Annotated in this window: 15 protein-coding genes and 1 tRNA gene; 8 read left to right on the top strand and 8 right to left on the bottom strand. The window is 58.5% G+C overall.

All coding sequences use genetic code 11. The features are described from left to right. Nucleotides 1-65 precede the first annotated feature (65 nt). Nucleotides 66-1,130 (top strand): glycosyltransferase family 9 protein, encoded by a 1,065-nt coding sequence (locus AB5Y54_RS10660; RefSeq protein ID WP_053288865.1) that lies wholly within the window; start codon nucleotides 66-68, stop codon nucleotides 1,128-1,130. Here AB5Y54_RS10660 and AB5Y54_RS10655 read toward each other — a convergent pair. Genes AB5Y54_RS10655 through rfaD form a run of 5 tightly spaced genes read right to left on the bottom strand, consistent with a single transcriptional unit; the run spans nucleotide 1,096 to nucleotide 7,018 of the window. After that, complete coding sequence (locus AB5Y54_RS10655; RefSeq protein ID WP_053288866.1) at nucleotides 1,096-2,181, bottom strand: glycosyltransferase family 9 protein; 1,086 nt, start codon at nucleotides 2,179-2,181, stop codon at nucleotides 1,096-1,098. The genes AB5Y54_RS10660 and AB5Y54_RS10655 overlap by 35 nt on opposite strands. 13 nt (nucleotides 2,182-2,194) lie before the next feature. Beyond that, on the bottom strand, nucleotides 2,195-2,959 hold the full coding sequence (locus AB5Y54_RS10650) for a glycosyltransferase family 25 protein (RefSeq protein WP_081001000.1): 765 nt from the start codon (nucleotides 2,957-2,959) through the stop codon (nucleotides 2,195-2,197). Further along, on the bottom strand, nucleotides 2,940-4,229 hold the full coding sequence (locus AB5Y54_RS10645) for an O-antigen ligase (RefSeq protein ID WP_103260984.1): 1,290 nt from the start codon (nucleotides 4,227-4,229) through the stop codon (nucleotides 2,940-2,942). Before AB5Y54_RS10645 ends, AB5Y54_RS10650 begins: the two co-directional genes overlap by 20 nt. A gap of 19 nt (nucleotides 4,230-4,248) precedes the next feature. Beyond that, a complete protein-coding gene (locus AB5Y54_RS10640) occupies nucleotides 4,249-6,009 on the bottom strand; it encodes a polysaccharide deacetylase family protein (protein ID WP_053288868.1) in 1,761 nt (586 codons plus the stop codon). A 49-nt stretch (nucleotides 6,010-6,058) separates the two neighbouring features. Next, nucleotides 6,059-7,018: an ADP-glyceromanno-heptose 6-epimerase gene (rfaD, locus tag AB5Y54_RS10635; protein ID WP_039041134.1), complete on the bottom strand. Its 960-nt coding sequence runs from the start codon at nucleotides 7,016-7,018 to the stop codon at nucleotides 6,059-6,061. A gap of 154 nt (nucleotides 7,019-7,172) precedes the next feature. On the opposite strand from rfaD, the gene AB5Y54_RS10630 reads away from it, so the two are divergent. From AB5Y54_RS10630 to AB5Y54_RS10610, 5 genes are all read left to right on the top strand, one after another. After that, on the top strand, nucleotides 7,173-7,817 hold the full coding sequence (locus AB5Y54_RS10630) for a TetR/AcrR family transcriptional regulator (RefSeq protein ID WP_010672429.1): 645 nt from the start codon (nucleotides 7,173-7,175) through the stop codon (nucleotides 7,815-7,817). A gap of 183 nt (nucleotides 7,818-8,000) precedes the next feature. Then, nucleotides 8,001-9,191: a glycine C-acetyltransferase gene (locus AB5Y54_RS10625; protein WP_053288869.1), complete on the top strand. Its 1,191-nt coding sequence runs from the start codon at nucleotides 8,001-8,003 to the stop codon at nucleotides 9,189-9,191. An 89-nt stretch (nucleotides 9,192-9,280) separates the two neighbouring features. Continuing rightward, nucleotides 9,281-10,306 (top strand): L-threonine 3-dehydrogenase, encoded by a 1,026-nt coding sequence (gene tdh, locus AB5Y54_RS10620; protein WP_010672427.1) that lies wholly within the window; start codon nucleotides 9,281-9,283, stop codon nucleotides 10,304-10,306. Between the two features lie 219 nt (nucleotides 10,307-10,525). Next, complete coding sequence (locus tag AB5Y54_RS10615) at nucleotides 10,526-10,978, top strand: cytochrome c5 family protein (RefSeq protein WP_039041132.1); 453 nt, start codon at nucleotides 10,526-10,528, stop codon at nucleotides 10,976-10,978. 84 nt (nucleotides 10,979-11,062) lie between these two features. Further along, complete coding sequence (locus tag AB5Y54_RS10610) at nucleotides 11,063-13,366, top strand: bifunctional diguanylate cyclase/phosphodiesterase (protein ID WP_257711904.1); 2,304 nt, start codon at nucleotides 11,063-11,065, stop codon at nucleotides 13,364-13,366. Here AB5Y54_RS10610 and rep read toward each other — a convergent pair. Continuing rightward, nucleotides 13,353-15,365 (bottom strand): DNA helicase Rep, encoded by a 2,013-nt coding sequence (gene rep, locus AB5Y54_RS10605; RefSeq protein WP_223932048.1) that lies wholly within the window; start codon nucleotides 15,363-15,365, stop codon nucleotides 13,353-13,355. The two genes, AB5Y54_RS10610 and rep, sit on opposite strands and share 14 nt — an antisense overlap. Nucleotides 15,366-15,517: 152 nt before the next feature. Here rep and AB5Y54_RS10600 point away from each other — a divergent pair, with 152 nt between their 5' ends. Both AB5Y54_RS10600 and AB5Y54_RS10595 read left to right on the top strand, forming a co-directional pair. Further along, nucleotides 15,518-16,738: a cysteine desulfurase gene (locus AB5Y54_RS10600; protein WP_201985759.1), complete on the top strand. Its 1,221-nt coding sequence runs from the start codon at nucleotides 15,518-15,520 to the stop codon at nucleotides 16,736-16,738. Nucleotides 16,739-16,750: 12 nt separating this feature from the next. Then, on the top strand, nucleotides 16,751-17,185 hold the full coding sequence (locus tag AB5Y54_RS10595) for a SufE family protein (protein WP_201985760.1): 435 nt from the start codon (nucleotides 16,751-16,753) through the stop codon (nucleotides 17,183-17,185). Nucleotides 17,186-17,206: 21 nt separating this feature from the next. Here AB5Y54_RS10595 and tcdA read toward each other — a convergent pair whose 3' ends face one another. Together tcdA and AB5Y54_RS10585 are read right to left on the bottom strand one after the other, a co-directional pair. Beyond that, the gene (tcdA, locus tag AB5Y54_RS10590; RefSeq protein WP_201985761.1) at nucleotides 17,207-18,043 is read right to left on the bottom strand and encodes a tRNA cyclic N6-threonylcarbamoyladenosine(37) synthase TcdA; all 837 of its coding nucleotides are present in this window, start codon (nucleotides 18,041-18,043) and stop codon (nucleotides 17,207-17,209) included. 147 nt (nucleotides 18,044-18,190) lie between these two features. Beyond that, a tRNA-Asp gene (locus tag AB5Y54_RS10585) sits at nucleotides 18,191-18,267 on the bottom strand. Between the last annotated feature and the right edge of the window lie 135 nt (nucleotides 18,268-18,402).

Genomic DNA, 18,402 nt, shown 5'->3' with positions numbered 1-18,402 from the left:
CTGACAGGGGAGTGCGATATGCTGATGCGCTGACGTTCCACCCGACCTCGCTCGAGGCCCTTTCCATGAAATACCTGGTAGTACAAACCAAACAGATAGGAGATGTGCTGATCTCCACCGCACTGTGCAACAACCTCAAGCAGCACGACCCTGCCGGGGAAGTTCACTATCTGGTCATGGATTACTGCGCGGGCATGGCAGAGGGAAACCCCAACATCGATCGATTGATCGTCATCGAGAAGGCGCGCCGCAACGAGTGGCGCTACATGAAGGATTTGCTGCTGGGCATTCGCCGCGAGCGCTACGATGTGGTGATCAACAGCCAGGGCCAGATGATAGGTCTGCTCACCTGCCTCATCTCCGGCGCCCGCCTGCGGATCGGCTTCGACTCCTTCCCATGGCGCCTGGGCCACAACCGCATCGTGCGCTTTCGCCATGACACCGAGCATCAGGGCAACAGCACCCTGGTGGACGACCGGTTTTCACTGCTCAAGCCCCTCGGCCTCGCCAGGGAGGATCGCAACTACTATCTCTGGCTCAGCGACGCGGAGAGACAACGGGGGCGCGAGACCCTGCTGGCCGCTGGCGTCGACACGACCCGGCCACTCATCGCCATGGGAGTGAACTCCCTCGGGCATTACAAGCGCTGGCCCATCGACTGCTTCGCCAAGGTCGCCCAGTGGCTCATCGAGGAGCACAATGCCCAGATCCTGGTCTATTGCGGACCGGGGGAAGAGGAGTACAACCGGGGGCTGAAGCCGCTGCTGCCAGAAGCGCTGCAGGCCAGCGTGTTTGACCATGTTCAGACCCGCTCGGTACGGGAGCTGGTGGGGCTCTTCGTCCATTGCCAGCTGTTCGTTGGCAACGACACAGGCCCGCGCCATATGGCGCAGGCGCTGGAAATACCGCTGCTGACCATAGTGGCGCCTGGTGGCGACAAGATCATCGCCAACCCGGTGAACCACCCCCGTTATCAAGCCATCGATATCTTCGATGCCAAGGGAGAGGATTTCCAGCTGCCAACCCAGGAGAAGGACTTCTTCGATGAAGCCCTGTTCCGCGCAATTACGCCGGAGCTGGTGAAGACTCGTCTACTCACCCTGCCCGGATGGCAGACACCCACCCCCTGAACGCTTCTGCGAACTCATCGAGATCGAGAGAATTGATCTCCTGCTGCAGCACGTTTTTGGAAAAAATCACGACCGCATCAGCCTGGTTTGGATGCCATTCGGTGAAATTTTCACTACCGCCACCAATATCGGGGTTATAAAGCCCCAAGACTGGCAATTGAAGCCCCGTCGCTATGTGGATGGTGGCTGTGTCCACCGAAACCAGCCCTTGGCAATGACGCATCTGAGTAAACAGCCCTCCCAGAGAAGGGACCTCTGGCGAGATCAGGATTCGCTCAGGTGCCGACACGCGGGCTTTCAGAGCTGAGACCTCCTGCTCCATTCCAGCAGGAAAGAGCAGACACAAGTGATGGGGGCAAGCCGCCAACATGCTCTCCAGCATGGGGACTATCCGCTCAGGCTGCAATCGACGCGAGCGCCCGCTACCATAAGGATTGAAAGCGATAACCCTCTGATTCACTGGCCACCACTCTGCAAGCTTTGTCTCCCATGCTGTGTCCATTGGCACTATATAGCGGGTATCGGGATTGGTAATGCCCATCCTGGACAACAGAAGAGAAAATTTGTCGGCGAAGTGCAAGCCTGCTGAAGCCTTCCCTAGTTTGATATCAACGCAAGCCAGACTATCGTCCATTCCCACAATATGAGAGGCATCGACTCGGGTCAGGAAGTAGATGTCCTTCATCTTGAGATGCTTACCGAGATGAACCAGATAACCCACAGTTCCCAAGCGATGGGCCAGCCGTTTCAATTCACCATAACTGGGGCGCTTGGGCACCTCTATGACCTTGTCAGCCTTGAAGTGTTCGCGAAAGAGTGGCGCGACGTCAGGAGTGGTCACAATCCAGACTTCACGTTCCGGTTGAGCACATCGAATCTCTCTGGGAACCCAAGAGGAGATAATACTATCGCCCAATTTGGCATCCCAGCGGATTATCACTACAGGTCCGTTATCAGGTTTAGAGTTTATGTTGATGCGGTCAAATAGTTTGATGCCTAGGTATCGACGAATGCGATCTCTTGCATGTTGTAAAAAGCCTAATATCTGCATGAACAATCCATTTTCATAAATCTATATTTTGTTTTTTGTTTTTTGTTTTTATATAAAAGACATAGTTATACATGTCATTAAGAAATCGCTCCTTGGCCCTGTAATACTCTTTTCGAATTCGACCGATAATATTTCTTGAGGCTGGCTTCACCCTAGCCCCGATGTCTGAGTCCTCTCCGCTTTGCCATGCCAATGGTGGCTCGACACCATAATTATTGACCTTATGTAAATACTCTTTATCCATGAAGTCATCGACCGGCCAAAACCATGTTTCCGATGCGGATAAAAATTTTGAGGCGGCAACTGGAGAGATAATATAAGCATGAGCACAACTGGGGCCCGTCATATATTTCACAACTGAATGGCTCTCATCTATCTTTAACATATCTATCCACGGACCGATCCCCGGCAAAGAGCTACAAGTCCCACGCCCTAACCGAATATACTCAAACTCTCTGGATAGACCCTTCAGTTCACTCAAGACAGATTTAATATCAGCAGAGAACTCAATATCGTCCTCCATAATGAGCAACGGTTCCCCCAAACGTAAGCACTCATTCCAAAGTGATCTATGGCTTGAAAAACACCCCTGCTCTCCCTTTGTCAGTTCATGTCCTTTTTCCCACATTCGTTGAGCATTATCATACTCTTTTATCTCCGTTGTGAGTCCGTTCAAAGCATCGAAAAATGTAAAGTCCAGTCCAAACGAAGATAGTTCACGAGATATTTTTTCTCGTCGGACAATCGATGTCGCCAAACTAATGACGCGAATCTTCATTTTGACTCCCAAAGACGATGGATGCTGTCATAACCAACGACGCGACAAAGAAACTGATACCTGAATTGTGGCCAAAGAACGCCTGACTGAGGCAATAGTCTATAGATGAGAACGTGGTAACAATAAGCAAGGTGGCCCCACAATGCACATCGATATTATGAGGCTGGCGCAATTTCCTCCTCACTATAAGCACAGGAGCAATCAACATGAACAACAAGGAACCCAGCCCCAAAATGCCACGTTTAGCCATTTCATCGAGAAATTGATTATGGGCATGAGAATTGAAGTTGAAAATAAACTGAGTTATCTTCCCCTGTTCCAATTGTGCCTTCTGTGATTCTCTTATCCCATGGTTACCCCAGCCAAACAGTGGCTTCTCTGTGAAACTTTGCCAAGCACTTTTCCATAGCTGCAGCCTGATACCGAGAGAAGTGTTGAGATTTGTCTTGTCCATATACTGGCTGATATCGCGCTGCGCCAGCTCAATTCTTTTTTCCACGCCACTCTCTGGCTGAACAACGAAGAAAACACCACAAAGAAGAACACTTATCACCATAATCAGGGTTCCCTTACGATAAAGGCACTCCTTAAACAACATTGCGATAGTGATCAAGATGACGGGGAGCATCACCCAGCCACCACGGGAACCCGAGAGAAAGCTGGCGCCCATGCCGGCACAGGTTCCCACCAGCATGAAAAGTGCGAAAGCCAGCTTCCCCTTCTTCTGCGCCCACAACAAACCACAGAGGCAAAACAATCCCAGTGACATGGCAATATTGCCGCTCTGAATTGGCATCACATCGCCAAATGCTCGCTCATAAGCCAAAAAGAACTTGTCATGGATAGCGATGGCAAACGCAAGAATGGCACCAATACCGCAACCCGACAGCAATATATTGAGGCGTACCGGCATGCAGGCCACTAAAGGCAATATGGCAGCCGCCATCAGCGCCTTGCTTGCCCTATCAATCTCACTGAACTTACCTCCATCCAGCCACACAGAAAGAGACATAACCAGAAAATAGAGCAACAAACCGAGTCCAATTAGCTTGAGTTCCCGAGGCATTGCCCAGGACTCACGCCTCTTCGTACACATAAAGTAAAGGCTGGCTAACAATAATACGGCGGGCCCATAAGAGTACCCACTTGAAACAGACAACGACAATGCCCCAAACAAGAAGGCTGACAGTTGCACCACCCAAGGCAAGACTTGGTCACAAGACAACTTAAACAAACCCTGGCGGGCCGACGAATCTGTACTTGAGGACATGCTCTTCTCTGTAACGGTCTTATTTTCTGAAGACATAGTTGCCACGGATCTTGCGCCACAGGCCGAACATGTCGGTGCGGGGGAAGATGGCGATCCGGCGGATCTGGAACGGATCCCGGTGCATGGCTCTGGGGCCGCTATTGGTGGCCACAGCATAGCGATAACCGGCGGCAACGGCCTGGGCTTTTGCACTGTCGTTCAGATCCCCGTAAGGATAGGCAAACGAGATCAGGGGATGGCCGAGCAACTGCTCCAGCCAGGCCTTGTTGGCCTGGATCTGGTGGGCCTGCTCCTCTGGGGGGAGCGTGCTCAGGCGGGGGTGAGTCAGGGTATGGCCCCCGATCTCCACATGACCGGAGGCCACCAGCGCCTTGATTTCGTCCGGGGTCATCAGGGTCACCGGGGTATCGGGGTGAGTCGGGTGCTCCACATCCCAACGATTGTGATCCTCACCGGTCACCACATAGACCACCGCCTTGTAGCCATACTTTTCCAGTAGCGGCAGCATGCGGGTGAGGTTGTCCCGATAGCCGTCGTCCACGGTGATCATCAGGTACTTCTTGCCGTATTGCAGCCGGTGGATGAACCCGTTCTCCGCCAGGTCGGCAAATGTCAGCGTCTCGTAGCCCAGCCACTTCATCAGCTTGAGGTGCTTCTCGAACATGGCGACCGGGAGCCAGGTGCCATGCACTCCCTTTTCGCTCTCGTGCTCGATGAAGCGGTGATACATGATGACCGGCATCTCCCGGCGCAGGGTCTCGACCACGGCATCCTGATAGACGGATTCCAGCCCGGTCACGACGCCTTGCAAATCATACTCTTGCAGGATCCGTTGACGCACTGGGTCTGGCACCACCTTGGAGGCCAGCGCCGAAGGGATCTGCGCCTTCAGCCCGGCAAAGTCGATGGCCAGATCCCTGGGGCCGATGTCGCCGAAGTTGCTGGCGAGGGCCTCGTCCAGATTCTGCTCCGTCACCAGACCGATGGCCCTGGCTTCGCCGATGGCAAACGCCGGACGACCGCACAGCAGCGCCTCCATCGCCACCCGACCGGCACCGATCACCAGATCGCAGCCCGCCATCAGGGCGGGCACATCGTCCACATAGCCGACGAAGTCGACCTTGTCCTGAAAACGGGCAAAACGCGCCGGCACCTGGGTGCCGCTGACGATGCGCACCCGGCAGGCTTCCAGATCCAGTACCTCGTCCAGCAACCGGTAGCAGAGCTCCCCCTTGGGACCGCTCAGCCGACCAATGATGGCGATCACCGGTTTGTCGTTGTCCGGTATCGGCACGGGCTGGAACTTGTCGGTCTCGATGCCGTTGCGCAGCACCTGCACCATGGCCGGGTCCACCCCCAGGTTGTCGATGATCTGGCTGGCGATATCCTCGCACACCGCCACCGCCCGATAGCCCAGCGCATGGAATGCCTTGCGGGAGGCGTGTACCGGCTGGCGCCCGTGCACCGTGGTGATCATGGGGGTGCCGGTCAGCTTGCAGGCGACGTAGCTGCTCCAGCCCGAGGCGCGCGAATGGGCGTGCACAAGCTGGATCCTGTGCTTGCGGATCAGATAGATGAGATAGAAGACGTGCCAGAAGCGGCGCAGGATGCTGCGCTTGTTGAAACGCAACCGAAAGACCGGCCCCAGAGTCGGTTTGGTCAGGGTGTCAGAGACGTAGAAAACCTGGTGGCCACGGCGGGTCAGCTCGTTGCCGACCGTGGTGGCATAGACCTCCGCGCCCGTCACTTCGAGCTGGGAGAGAGCCATCAATATGTTCATGCAAGCGCATCCGATCGACGGGTGGCCAGAGCCACCCGCCAGAGGAGGATCAAGCCCGGTTCAACCAGGCCATGTAATCGGCCACGCCTTCGGCCACAGTCTTGAACTCGCCGTCATAGCCGACGCCGCGCAACTTGGTGAGATCCGCCTGGGTGAAGCTCTGGTAGCGACCCTTGAGGTGATCCGGGAAGGGAATGTATTCGATGGCGCCTTTCTGGTGATGCCTGATCACGGCTTCCGCCACGTTCTGGAACGGCTCAGCCCGGCCGGTGCCGCAGTTGAAGATGCCGGAGTGCTGCGGGTTCTGCCAGAACCAGAGGTTCACCTTGCAGACGTCGTCCACGTAGATGAAGTCGCGCATCTGGCCGCCATCCGGGAAACCGTCACAGCCCTCGAACAGCTTGGGATTGTCACCCTGCTTCACCTGGGTATTGAGGTGGAAGGCCACGGACGCCATGGAGCCCTTGTGCTGCTCGCGGGGACCATAGACGTTGAAGTACTTGAGACCCACCACCTGAGAGTTGATCTCCGGCATCCAGCGACGCACGTACTGATCGAACAGCTGCTTGGAGTAGCCGTAGACGTTGAGGGGCTGCTCGAACCTCGGGTCTTCGATGAAGTTGTCGTTGCGCCCACCATAGGTCGCGGCGGAAGAGGCATAGATGAAGGGGATTTCCCGCTCGATGCAGTAGTGGAACAGATCCTTGGAGTACTCGTAGTTGACCTCCATGATGAACTTGCCGTTCCACTCGGTGGTCGCGGAGCAGGCGCCTTCGTGGAAGATCACCTCGATGCCGTCATCCCACTCCTCGAATTCGTCACCGGAGACGATCCGCGCCTGGAACTCGTCCTTGTCCATGTAGTCGGCGATGGTGAGGTCGACCAGGTTGACGAACTTGGTGCCGTCGGTCAGGTCATCAATGACCACGATATCGGTCCGTCCTTGAGCGTTCAGCTGCTTGACCAGATTGCTGCCGATAAAGCCAGCACCGCCAGTTACTACGATCATGGAGTTTGCCTCGCGTACGTTGTGGCCCCGTGTGACTGCCTGTTAAAGCTGTGTATAGTGGGCCAATTTGAAATTGCCGAAAAGTTTATCACGGGCCGCAAGGGGATTCGACCTCGATGACTTTTCCCCTTAGGGCCCGGCAGAGGGACCAGCGATGAAGACCAGAGACAGGATCATCCACAGCGCCACCGAGCTGTTCAACGATCAGGGCGAGCGCAACATCACCACCAACCACATTGCCGCACACCTTGGCATCAGCCCGGGCAACCTTTACTACCACTTCAGAAACAAAGAAGACATCATCCACTCCATCTTCGATCAGTACGCCCGCCACCTGAGCGACAGCTTCACTCCGATCCGCAGCAGCGAGATCCGGCTGGAGGATCTGATGGGCTACCTGGATGCCATCTTCTATTTGATGTGGCAGTTCCGCTTCTTCTACGCGAACCTGCCGGACATCCTGAGTCGCGACGAGCTGCTGCAGCAGAAATACCTCAAGGCACAGGAGCAGCTCCGAGCCACCGTGGAGACGCTGCTCAGAAGCCTGCGCGAAGGCGGCATCATCGCCGTCAGCGATGAAGACCTGCCGGATCTCGGTCAGACCATCAAGATGGTCGTCACCTGCTGGATCCCGTTCCAGATCGCCCAGGCCCCGGCCACCCGCATCACCAAACCCCTGCTCTATCAGGGGGTCTTGCGGGTGCTGTTTTTGCTGCGCCCCTACGTGCAGCCACAGGTGGCCCCCCAGATACATCAACTGGAGCAACATTATCACCAACTGGCCCAACCAGCCGGGTGAGATCTGTTTCACAATTGTTGATTATCAGCATAAAAATTTGAATTTATACGCAGGGATTACAGTAAAATGTTGCCCATTCTAGGGTCTGTCGGCGTTTCGTCGCGACCGTGACGACGCCGAACCATGCGGGTTGCACGGCCCGGGATCCTGATAACACAGTCGATACAGCAATGAGGACCGAGGATGTCTAACGGATTCTATCGTCACCTGACCGAACAGCTCGAACAGGTCAAGGCGGAAGGGCTATACAAGCAGGAGCGCATCATCACCTCGGCCCAGCAGGCCCAGATTGCGGTGGGTGGCGAGCAGGTACTGAACTTCTGTGCCAACAACTACCTGGGGCTGGCCAACCATCCCGACCTGATTGCCGCCGCCCATCAGGGGCTCGAGAGCCACGGCTTCGGCATGGCCTCGGTGCGCTTCATCTGCGGTACCCAGGACCAGCACAAGGAACTGGAGCAGAAGCTGTCCGCCTTCCTCGGCACCGAAGACAGCATCCTCTACTCCTCCTGCTTCGACGCCAACGGCGGTCTGTTCGAGACTCTGTTCGGTGCCGAAGACGCCATCATCTCCGACGCCCTCAACCATGCCTCCATCATCGATGGGGTGCGGTTGTGCAAGGCCAGGCGCTATCGCTACGCCAACAACGACATGGCCGAACTGGAAGCCCAGCTCAAGCAGGCCGATGCCGACGGAGCCCGCTTCAAGCTGATCGCCACCGACGGCGTCTTCTCCATGGATGGCGTCATCGCCGACCTCAAATCCATCTGCGATCTGGCCGACAAGTACGACGCGCTGGTGATGGTGGATGACTCCCACGCCGTCGGCTTCATCGGCGAGAATGGCCGCGGTACCCACGAATACTGCGAGGTGATGGAACGGGTCGACATCATCACCGGCACCCTGGGCAAGGCGCTGGGTGGCGCGTCCGGTGGCTACACCTCCGGCAAGAAAGAGGTGATCGACTGGTTGCGTCAGCGCTCCCGTCCCTACCTCTTCTCCAACTCCCTGGCACCCTCCATCGTCTCGGCCACCATCAAGGTGATCGACATGCTGGCCGAGGGTCACGACCTGCGTGCCCGCCTCAAGGAGAACAGTGCCTACTTCCGCGAGCGCATGAGCGCCGCCGGCTTTACCCTGGCCGGCGCCGATCACGCCATCATTCCGGTCATGCTGGGGGATGCCAAACTGGCCGCCGAGATGGCGAGCCGCATGCTGGCCGCCGGTATCTACGTGGTGGGCTTCTCCTTCCCCGTGGTACCCAAGGGTCAGGCGCGCATCCGGACCCAGATGTCCGCCGCCCATACCCGGGAGCAACTGGACAAGGCGATCGATGCCTTCATTCGCATCGGTCGCGAGCTCGGTGTGATTTGATCACATGGCTGGCTGATTAAAACGGGGGCCAAGGTTGGGCCCCATTTTATTACCCTCTGTACCCGGCATGGCGCCGTGAGGAATCTGTCATGAAAGCACTCTCCAAACTCAAATCCGAAGTCGGCATCTGGATGACCGATGTCCCGGCTCCCGAGCTCGGCCACAACGATCTGCTCATCAAGATCCGCAAGACCGCCATCTGCGGCACCGACATGCACATCTACAACTGGGACGAGTGGGCCCAGAAGACCATTCCCGTCCCCATGGTGGTGGGGCACGAGTATGTGGGAGAGGTGGTCGCCGTCGGCCAGGAAGTGCGCGGCTTCGCCATCGGCGATCGCGTCTCCGGCGAAGGCCACATCACCTGCGGCCACTGCCGCAACTGCCGTGCCGGTCGCACCCACCTGTGCCGCAACACCATTGGTGTGGGTGTGAACCGCCCGGGTTCCTTCGCCGAATACCTGGTGATCCCGGCCTTCAACGCCTTCAAGCTGCCGGACAACATCCCCGATGAGCTGGCCGCCATCTTCGATCCGTTCGGCAATGCCGTGCACACCGCCCTCTCCTTCGACCTGGTGGGTGAAGACGTGCTCATCACCGGCGCAGGCCCCATCGGCATCATGGCCGCTGCCGTCTGCCGTCACGTTGGCGCCCGTCACGTGGTGATCACCGACGTCAACGAATACCGGCTGGAACTGGCCCGCAAGATGGGCGCCACCCGTGCCGTCAACGTGGCCAAGGAGAAGCTCTCCGATGTCATGGAAGATCTCGGCATGACCGAAGGGTTCGATGTAGGGCTGGAGATGTCCGGGGTGCCCAGCGCCTTCCAGGACATGATCGACAAGATGAACCACGGCGGCAAAATCGCCATGCTCGGCATTCCTCCCTCCACCATGGCCATCGACTGGGGCAAGGTGATCTTCAAGGGACTCTTCATCAAGGGGATCTACGGCCGCGAAATGTTCGAAACCTGGTACAAGATGGCAAGCCTCATCCAGTCTGGCCTGGATCTCAGTCCCATCATCACCCATCACTTCCACATCGACGACTTCCAGCAGGGCTTCGAAGCCATGGGCTCGGGCAAGTCCGGCAAGGTGATCCTGAACTGGGATTGACGACACGCGAGGGGCGCCTGGGCAATCAGCGCGCCCTCTCTTGTTCAGCCTCACGAAACCCGGCGCATGCCGGGTTTTTTTATGTGGGATCACCCCTTCCCGCTCTACCACTTTGTTTGCAGATTGCTTAACACTTCACACACAAGCGTTTAAATGGCTGTAACTATTCGGTTATAATCCCGTCGTTTTCTGGGGATAATAATAGCCTGCTGGGAGTACATGAGCGTGTTGAAAAAACTGAGCTATTTGCTGGCTGCCGGGATGGCGGCTGCCACTCTGTCCGGCGCCGTCCTTGCCGCCGATGACATGTCGACAGAGGCCATCGCCGAGCGTATTGCCCCGGTTGGCCAGGTTTATACCGCCAAGGATCTGGAAGGCATTGCGACCGCGGCGGCGGCGCCTGCAGCAGCCTCCTCCGGCCCACGTGACGGAGAGACCGTGTTCAAGGGTGCCTGCTTCGCCTGCCACGATACCGGTGCCGCCGGCGCCCCCAAGCGAGGTGACAAGGCCGCCTGGGAGCCACGCATCGCCCAGGGATTCGACACCTTGCGCAAACACGCCATCGAAGGCTTCACCGGCAAGGCTGGCATGATGCCACCGCGGGGGACCTGCGCCACCTGCAGTGACGAAGAGATCGAGAACGCCATTCACTACATGATCGACAAGCTCTAAGTAATTGAAAGGGCTCCTCTTGCAGCCCTTTCAATCCCATCACTTCCGACTACGCTTGAAGGTAAGTTTTTTCGGGAGTGTTGCATGTCAGTTCAGCCCACCACACCGCCAGACTCGCACTCCTTGCTGGCGGTCGTCTCCTCCATCATGGATTTCCCCGCCCCCGGCATTGCCTCCCACGAGGATTACGCCCGACTGGTCGGTCTGCTGGACACACTCTGCCCTCTGCAACATTTCGCCATGCTGGGGCTGGCCGACGGGGGGCTGAACTGGCGCTACACCTATCAGCTTCCCGACGTGTTCAAGCAACAATTGGGACGGGAAGAACCTCGCCTCACCGAACAGCTCACCCGGCTCGATGAAGGTCAGGGCTGGTGCGTGCAGCCTGTGGAGCATATCGACGTGCAGTGGTTGCTGGCACGCAGCACCCCGGATCAGGCACCCACCCTGAGGCTGCTGCTGGAGTGCCTGGCCAAACGCCTGCACGAAACCCAGACCGGTACCCAGCTGGCGGGGCAGGCTTCCCCTCTCATGCAACGGGATCCCCAGTGGCAGGAGAAAATCGAGAAGATCGGCCGAGTGATGCGCCTGGCTCACAACCTGCCTCAGCATGCCCTGTTTGCCCAGTTGGAAGCTGTGTTGCGCCAGATGCTCTCGGTCAGCGACATGTTGCTGGTCCGGCTGGAAAACCAGCGACTGGAGCGACTCTATCCACCACACCTGACATACGACGATGACATCATTCGGGCCATGTGCCACAGCACCAACAGCGTAGAGCGCCATGAAGAGGGGCTTTACTGGTACAGCCTGCCCCTGCGCCAGCAGCAGCAATACTTTGCCCACCTCATCCTCAACATGACCCGGCCTCTGGAAACCGATGACAGGCTGTTCCTCGATTTCCTGCGCCATCAGCTGACCCTGTTGCTGGAGCTCAAAAGGGTGCGACAGCAACTCGATGAGCTCAACTCGGAGGAGTCCATCAACCAGCGACTCCAACAGCTGCGCCAAACCAACCTGAGGTTGCAGAAACGGCTCAAGCATCATCAGGAGCTGGAGCGGCGGCTCCAGTTCAATGCCCTGCACGACCCGCTGACCCAGCTGCCAAACCGGGCGCTGCTGATGAATCACCTGCATCATGCCATGACCCGCTACCGCCGTTATCAGACAGCCGGCTTCACCCTGATCTTCGTCGATGTGGATCACTTCAAGCAGGTTAATGACGCCCTGGGCCACAGTGCCGGCGATCAGTTGCTGCAGGAGCTGGGCAGCAGGCTGCAAGGCTGCATCCGGCAAAATGACATGGTGGCGAGGCTCGGAGGGGACGAATTCGTCATCTATCTGGACAACAACCAGCGGGAAGAGGACATCAGCCCCGTGCTCAATCGCCTGATTGGCCGTATCGGCCATCCGTTCCGGCTCCAGGGCAACGAACTGACCATCACCGTCAGTCTGGGGGTCGCCAGCGTGACGGAGCAAACGGCCGATGTCAGTGAACTGCTGCACCAGGCAGACCTCGCCATGTACCAGGCCAAGCGTAACGGCCGCAGCCGCATCGTCATGTATTCGGAGGCCTGTACCGAACAGGCGGGGTCACCGGAAGAGCGGCTCTTCAGAGCCTTGCGGGAAGGGCGGATTGTGCCCTACTTCCAGCCGGTGATCAGGCTGTGTGACAGCCGCCTGGTCGGACTGGAGGTGATGGCGCGCTGGATAACGGAGGAAGGAGAGCTCAAGGATGCATTCGACTTCATTCCTCTGGCGGAACAGTGCGGCCTCATTCAGGATCTGGACCGCCAGATCCTCAAGCGCACCTGCCAGCAACTGAAGCTTTGGCAACCCGCCTCCGGGGTCGGTCGTTTCAGGATAGCCATCAACCTCTCCGGCAAGCACCTGGCCAGCCACGAGCAGATCATGCAACTGCTCACCATCATGGAGGAGGAGGGTGTCATCCCCGCATGTTTCATCTTTGAGTTCAACGAACGCGAGCTCTCCCGGCAGAGTGCCGACTCCCTCACTGCCCTGCATGAACTGAGGGCGAAAGGGATCCAGGTCAGCCTGGATGACTTCGGCACCGGCTTCTCTTCCCTCAACGCCCTGTTTCACTTCCCGGTGGATTACATCAAGGTGGACGATAGCTTCACCCATCGCATGTTGAACTCCCCCAAGGATCTGGCGCTGATCCGTGCCATGCGGGACATCTGCCAGGACCTCGACTTCACCCTGGTGGTCGAGGGGATCGAAAATCAGCAGCAGTTGCAAAAGCTCATCGAGCTTGGCTGCGCCCTCGGGCAAGGGCGCCACATCTCGCCCCCGCTGCCGGGAGCCGATATTCCCCCTCTGCTGGGTCAGGCTGCCCGAGAGACCAAGCCTTCCGACCTCAATCCTTCTTGAACAGGGCCCGCAGGTTGGCGACACCAACCTGCCCCTTCTGCTGGCGCTCCTCGGCCGTCACCTTCTTCTGGTTTTCCCACTCCAGGTCATCCTGGGGCAGCTCCAGCAGGAAGCGGCTCGGCTCCGGCCGCACCGACTCGCCAAACTGGCGGCGCTCCTTGCAGAGAGTAAAGGTCAGCTCGGTCTGGGCCCGGGTGATCCCCACATAAGCGAGGCGCCGCTCCTCCTCCACGTTGTCCTCGTCGATGCTGGTCTGGTGCGGCAGCAGCCCCTCCTCCATACCCACCATGTAGACATAGGGAAACTCCAGTCCCTTGGAGGCGTGCAATGTCATCAGCTGCACCTGATCCGCCTCATCCTCCCCTTCGTTACGCTCCATCATGTCCCGCAGGGTGAGCCGGGTAACCACCTGAGCCAGCGTCATCGACTCCTCCAGCTCATCCCCTTCCAGCATCTCGCTGATCCAGCGATAAAGGGTGGAGACGTTTTGCATCCGCATCTCCGCCGCCTTCGGACTGGGGGAGGTCTCATAGAGCCACTCCTCGTAGTGGATCTCCTTGATCATGTCCCGTACCGCCTCCACCGGATTGCCGCGCAGCGCCTGATCGCCAAGCCTCACCAGCCAGTTGGTGAAGGCCTGCAGGGCGGATAGACCGCGCCCGGAGAGGTGTTGCTCCAGCCCCAGCTCGAAGCTGGCGGCAAACAGGCTCTTGCCGCGCTGGTTGGCGTACTGGCCCAGTTTTTCGAGGGTAGTGGGGCCTATCTCGCGGCGCGGCAGGTTGACCACCCGCAGGAAGGCAGTGTCCTCATCCGGGTTAACTAGCAGCTTGAGGTAGGCCATGATGTCCTTGATCTCGGTGCGGGAGAAAAACGAGGTACCGCCGGAGATACGGTAGGGAATGCGGTTGGTCATCAGCGCCTTCTCGAAGATGCGCGACTGATGGTTGCCCCGATAGAGGATCGCGTAATCCTTGAACCGGGTGCGGTTCATGAACTTGTGGCCCATCAGCTCGGCGGCGATACGCTCCGCCTCGTGCTCCTCATTCTTGGCAAACAGCACCTTGAGCTTCACCCCCTCGTCCAGCTCGGAGAAGAGCGCCTTGTCGTAGACATGGGGATTATTGGCGATCAGGATGTTGGCGCACTTGAGAATACGCCGCTTGGAGCGGTAGTTTTGCTCCAGCTTGATGAGCCGCAGATTGGGGAAATCTTCGTTCAGCAGCACCAGGTTCTGCGGCTTGGCACCGCGCCAGGAGTAGATGGACTGGTCGTCGTCCCCCACCACGGTGAAGCGGGCCCGCTCGCCGACGATCTGCTTCACCAGCTCGTACTGGCTGGTGTTGGTGTCCTGGTATTCGTCGACCAGCAGATAGCGGATCTTGTTCTGCCAGCGCTCGCGCACCTCCTGATTGCTCTTGAGCAGCAGGGTCGGCATCACGATGAGGTCGTCAAAATCCAGCGCGTTATAGGCCACCATCTGGCGGTGATAACGCTCGTAGAGCTGGGCCATCAACACCTCTTCCGGCCCGCGGGCGATGCGCATGGCGCGGGCTGGCAGGATAAGGTCGTTCTTCCAGTTGGAGATTTGGCTGATAAGGGCCGAGAGCTTGTCCTTGTCGTTGTCGAGCTCGTCTTCAGTCAACTCTTTCAGCAGCGCCAGCTGATCGGTGTCATCGAACAGGGAGAAGTTGGCCTTGAGGTTCAGGCTCTTGTGCTCGCGGCGGATGATCTCGAGCCCCAGAGTGTGGAAGGTGGAGACCATCAGCCCCCGCGCCTCCTTGCGACCCAGGGTCTGACCGACCCGCTCCTTCATCTCCCGCGCCGCCTTGTTGGTAAAGGTGACCGCCGCTATGTTGCGTGCGTTGTAGCCGCACTGCTGTACCAGATAGGCAATCTTGTTGGTGATGACGCGGGTCTTGCCCGATCCGGCACCCGCCAGCACCAGGCAAGGGCCGGAGACATACTTGACCGCTTCGTTCTGATTGGGGTTGAGCTTCATGGGCCGGATCTCTTGGCTTATGATGAGGGGCGGCATTGTAGCAGAGATCCCGCGGGCAGCCGAAACCGGGCACGGGATCCCGCCACTTCATCTTGTGTTTGCCCGCCATTTTCCGGATCATGACCGACTTTTCCAGACGAGATGAGGGGAGCATGAATCAGCAACAGCACGACCGGCTGCGCGGCCAGTTTCCAGCCTTGGCGCAGGAGGTGAACGGCCACCCTCTGGTCTATCTGGACAACGCCGCCACCACCCAGAAACCGCAAGCCGTGCTGGATGCGATCAATCACTACTATCGGGCCGACAATGCCAACGTGCACCGCGCCGCCCATGCCCTGAGCGGCCGGGCCACACGCGCCTTCGAAGATGCCCGCGAGACGGTTGCCCGCTTTATCAATGCCCCTCGCAGCCACGAAGTGATATGGACCCGTGGCACCACGGAGGCGATCAATCTGGTGGCCCAGAGCTGGGGGATGAGCGAGCTGAGGGCGGGGGATGAGATCGTGCTCAGCACCCTGGAGCATCACGCCAATATCGTCCCCTGGCAGCTGGTCGCCCAGCGCACCGGCGCCGTCATCCGGGTCATCCCCCTCGATGAGCGGGGCGATCTCGACATCGCTGCCTATCTGGCCCTGCTGGGACCACGTACCCGACTGGTGAGCGTGGCTCACGTCTCCAATGCCCTTGGCACCGTCAATCCAGTCAAAGAGATGGTGGCAGCGGCCAAGGCGGTCGGGGCCCTGAGCCTCATCGACGGCGCCCAGGCGGTGGCCCATCTCGAGGTGGATGTGCAGGCTATCGGCTGCGACTTCTACGCCTTCTCCGGCCACAAGCTCTATGGCCCGACCGGCATCGGCGTGCTGTGGGGCCGCACTGAGCTATTGGAGCGAATGCCCCCCTGGCAGGCCGGCGGCGAGATGATCGACAGAGTCAGCTTCAGCGGCACCACCTTCAACATCCTGCCCTTCAAATTCGAGGCAGGCACCCCCCATATTGCTGGCGCCATCGGCCTGGCCGCAGCCATCGGCTTTGTGATGGAGCAGGACAAGGATTCATTGGCCAGCCATGAAGCGGTGCTGACCGACTATCTGGTTGCCGGACTGCAACAGATGCCAGGGCTGCGTCTGGTCGGCGAACCCGGTCAGCGCGCCGGCGCGGTCTCCTTTCTGCTGGACGACATCCACCCGCAAGATGCCGCCACCCTGCTCGACATGCAGGGCATAGCCCTGCGGGTCGGCCATCACTGCGCCATGCCGCTGATGGAATCTCTTGGTGTCGGCGGCACGATGCGCGCCTCGCTGGCCTGCTACAACAATCGGGACGATGTCGACGCCCTGCTGGCCGCCCTGCACAAACTCCGTGACTTCTTCTAAGGCAGACACCCGATGAACAGCCTCGCAACCTACACCCGGATAGGCGTTGAGCCCGACGCAAATAGTATCCGTCAGCAGTTTGCGGCAGCAAACGGCTGGGAGAACCAGTACCGACTCATCATCCAGCTCGGCAAGCTGCTACCCACCTTGCCAGCAGAGTGGCAGCAGGAGGCATTTCGCCTTAAGGGATGTGAAAGCCAGGCCTGGCTGAAGGGGGAAAAGAGCAAGGATGGTTGCTGGCACTTTGCCTGTGATTCCGATGCCCGCATCGTGCGCGGTCTTATCGTCATCGTGCTGGCGGCACTCAATCATCAGAGTGCCGACGCTATCCAAGCTTTTGATATGGATGCCTATTTCAGCGAATTGGGGCTCGAGAAACACCTGAGCCCGTCGCGAGGCAACGGGCTCAGGGCAATCGTGTTGGCAATCCGGGAGCAGGCTGCCTAACCCACCTTGTACAGTGGTCGATCAGGCTTCGCCAATCGACCCTGCGTCTTCATTTCCAGCCTCTTTCTCGGCGCGGGCTCCCCGCTCGGCAATCTTCTTCAATACCCGGGACGCGGCAACCAAGCCAAAGGTGGCCGTCACCGGCGTCACGGCACCGAAGCCGGAGGCGCAATCCATCTTCATATTGCCGTCGCTGGCCGCCTTGGCCTGGCAGGTGCCGCCATTGCCATCCGGATAACTCAGCTGCTCGGTTGAGAAGACACACTCCACCCCGAATTTGCGCGCCGGATTCTTGCTGAAGTTGTGCAGTCGGCGCAGGTCGGCGCGCACCTTGGCGGCCAGCGGATCCTGAATGGTCTTGGCCAGGTCGGCCACGGTGATCTGGGTCGGGTCCATCTGCCCGCCGGCACCGCCCGCCACGATCACCGGGATCTTGTTGCGCTTGCAGAAGGCAATCAGCGCCACCTTGGCCTTGACCGAGTCGATGGCATCCACCACATAGTCAAACTCCCGCTTGATATGCTCGCCCAGGTTGTCGGCGGTGACGAAGTCATCCACCTCGATCACCTCGCAATCCGGGTTGATGGCACGGATGCGCTCGGCCATCACCTCCGTCTTGAGACGGCCGACCGTGCCCTGCATGGCATGGATCTGGCGATTGGTGTTGGTGATGCAGATATCATCCATGTCGATCAGAGTGATCTGGTTGATGCCGGCCCGAGCCAGCGCCTCGGCCGCCCAGGAGCCGACGCCACCGATCCCGACCACGCAGACTTTCGCCTGGCTGAAGGAGCCAAGGGCACGCTGGCCATAAAGACGGGCTATGCCCCCGAATCGCTGTAGATACTCTGCTTTCATACCACCACCTTGCTTGAGGGCGGCCATTATAGCGGCAACCTCCGTCAGGGGCGATGATCGGATGATGGCGATGTTGATGTAAGGGGAAATAAGTGCTGTCTCGGGAACGAAAAAAAGCCCAGTCGTTAGACTGGGCTTCTTGAGTAGTGGCGGAGCGGACGGGACTCGAACCCGCGACCCCCGGCGTGACAGGCCGGTATTCTAACCGACTGAACTACCGCTCCGCATTCGGTTAGCTTTCGCTAAATCATTTGCCGCTTATTCTGAGGTGTCATCCTCGCAGCCGGTCATGTAATTCTTCACATCACCGTTTAATTGGGTGCCTGGCAGTGTCCTACTCTCGCATGGCGAATGCCACA

The sequence above is a fragment of the Aeromonas sp. s9 genome (genome assembly GCF_040907765.1).
Lineage (GTDB): Bacteria > Pseudomonadota > Gammaproteobacteria > Enterobacterales > Aeromonadaceae > Aeromonas > Aeromonas caviae.
The sequence above is the reverse complement of the archived record's forward strand: the minus strand, read 5'-3'. Positions and strand labels throughout refer to the sequence as shown.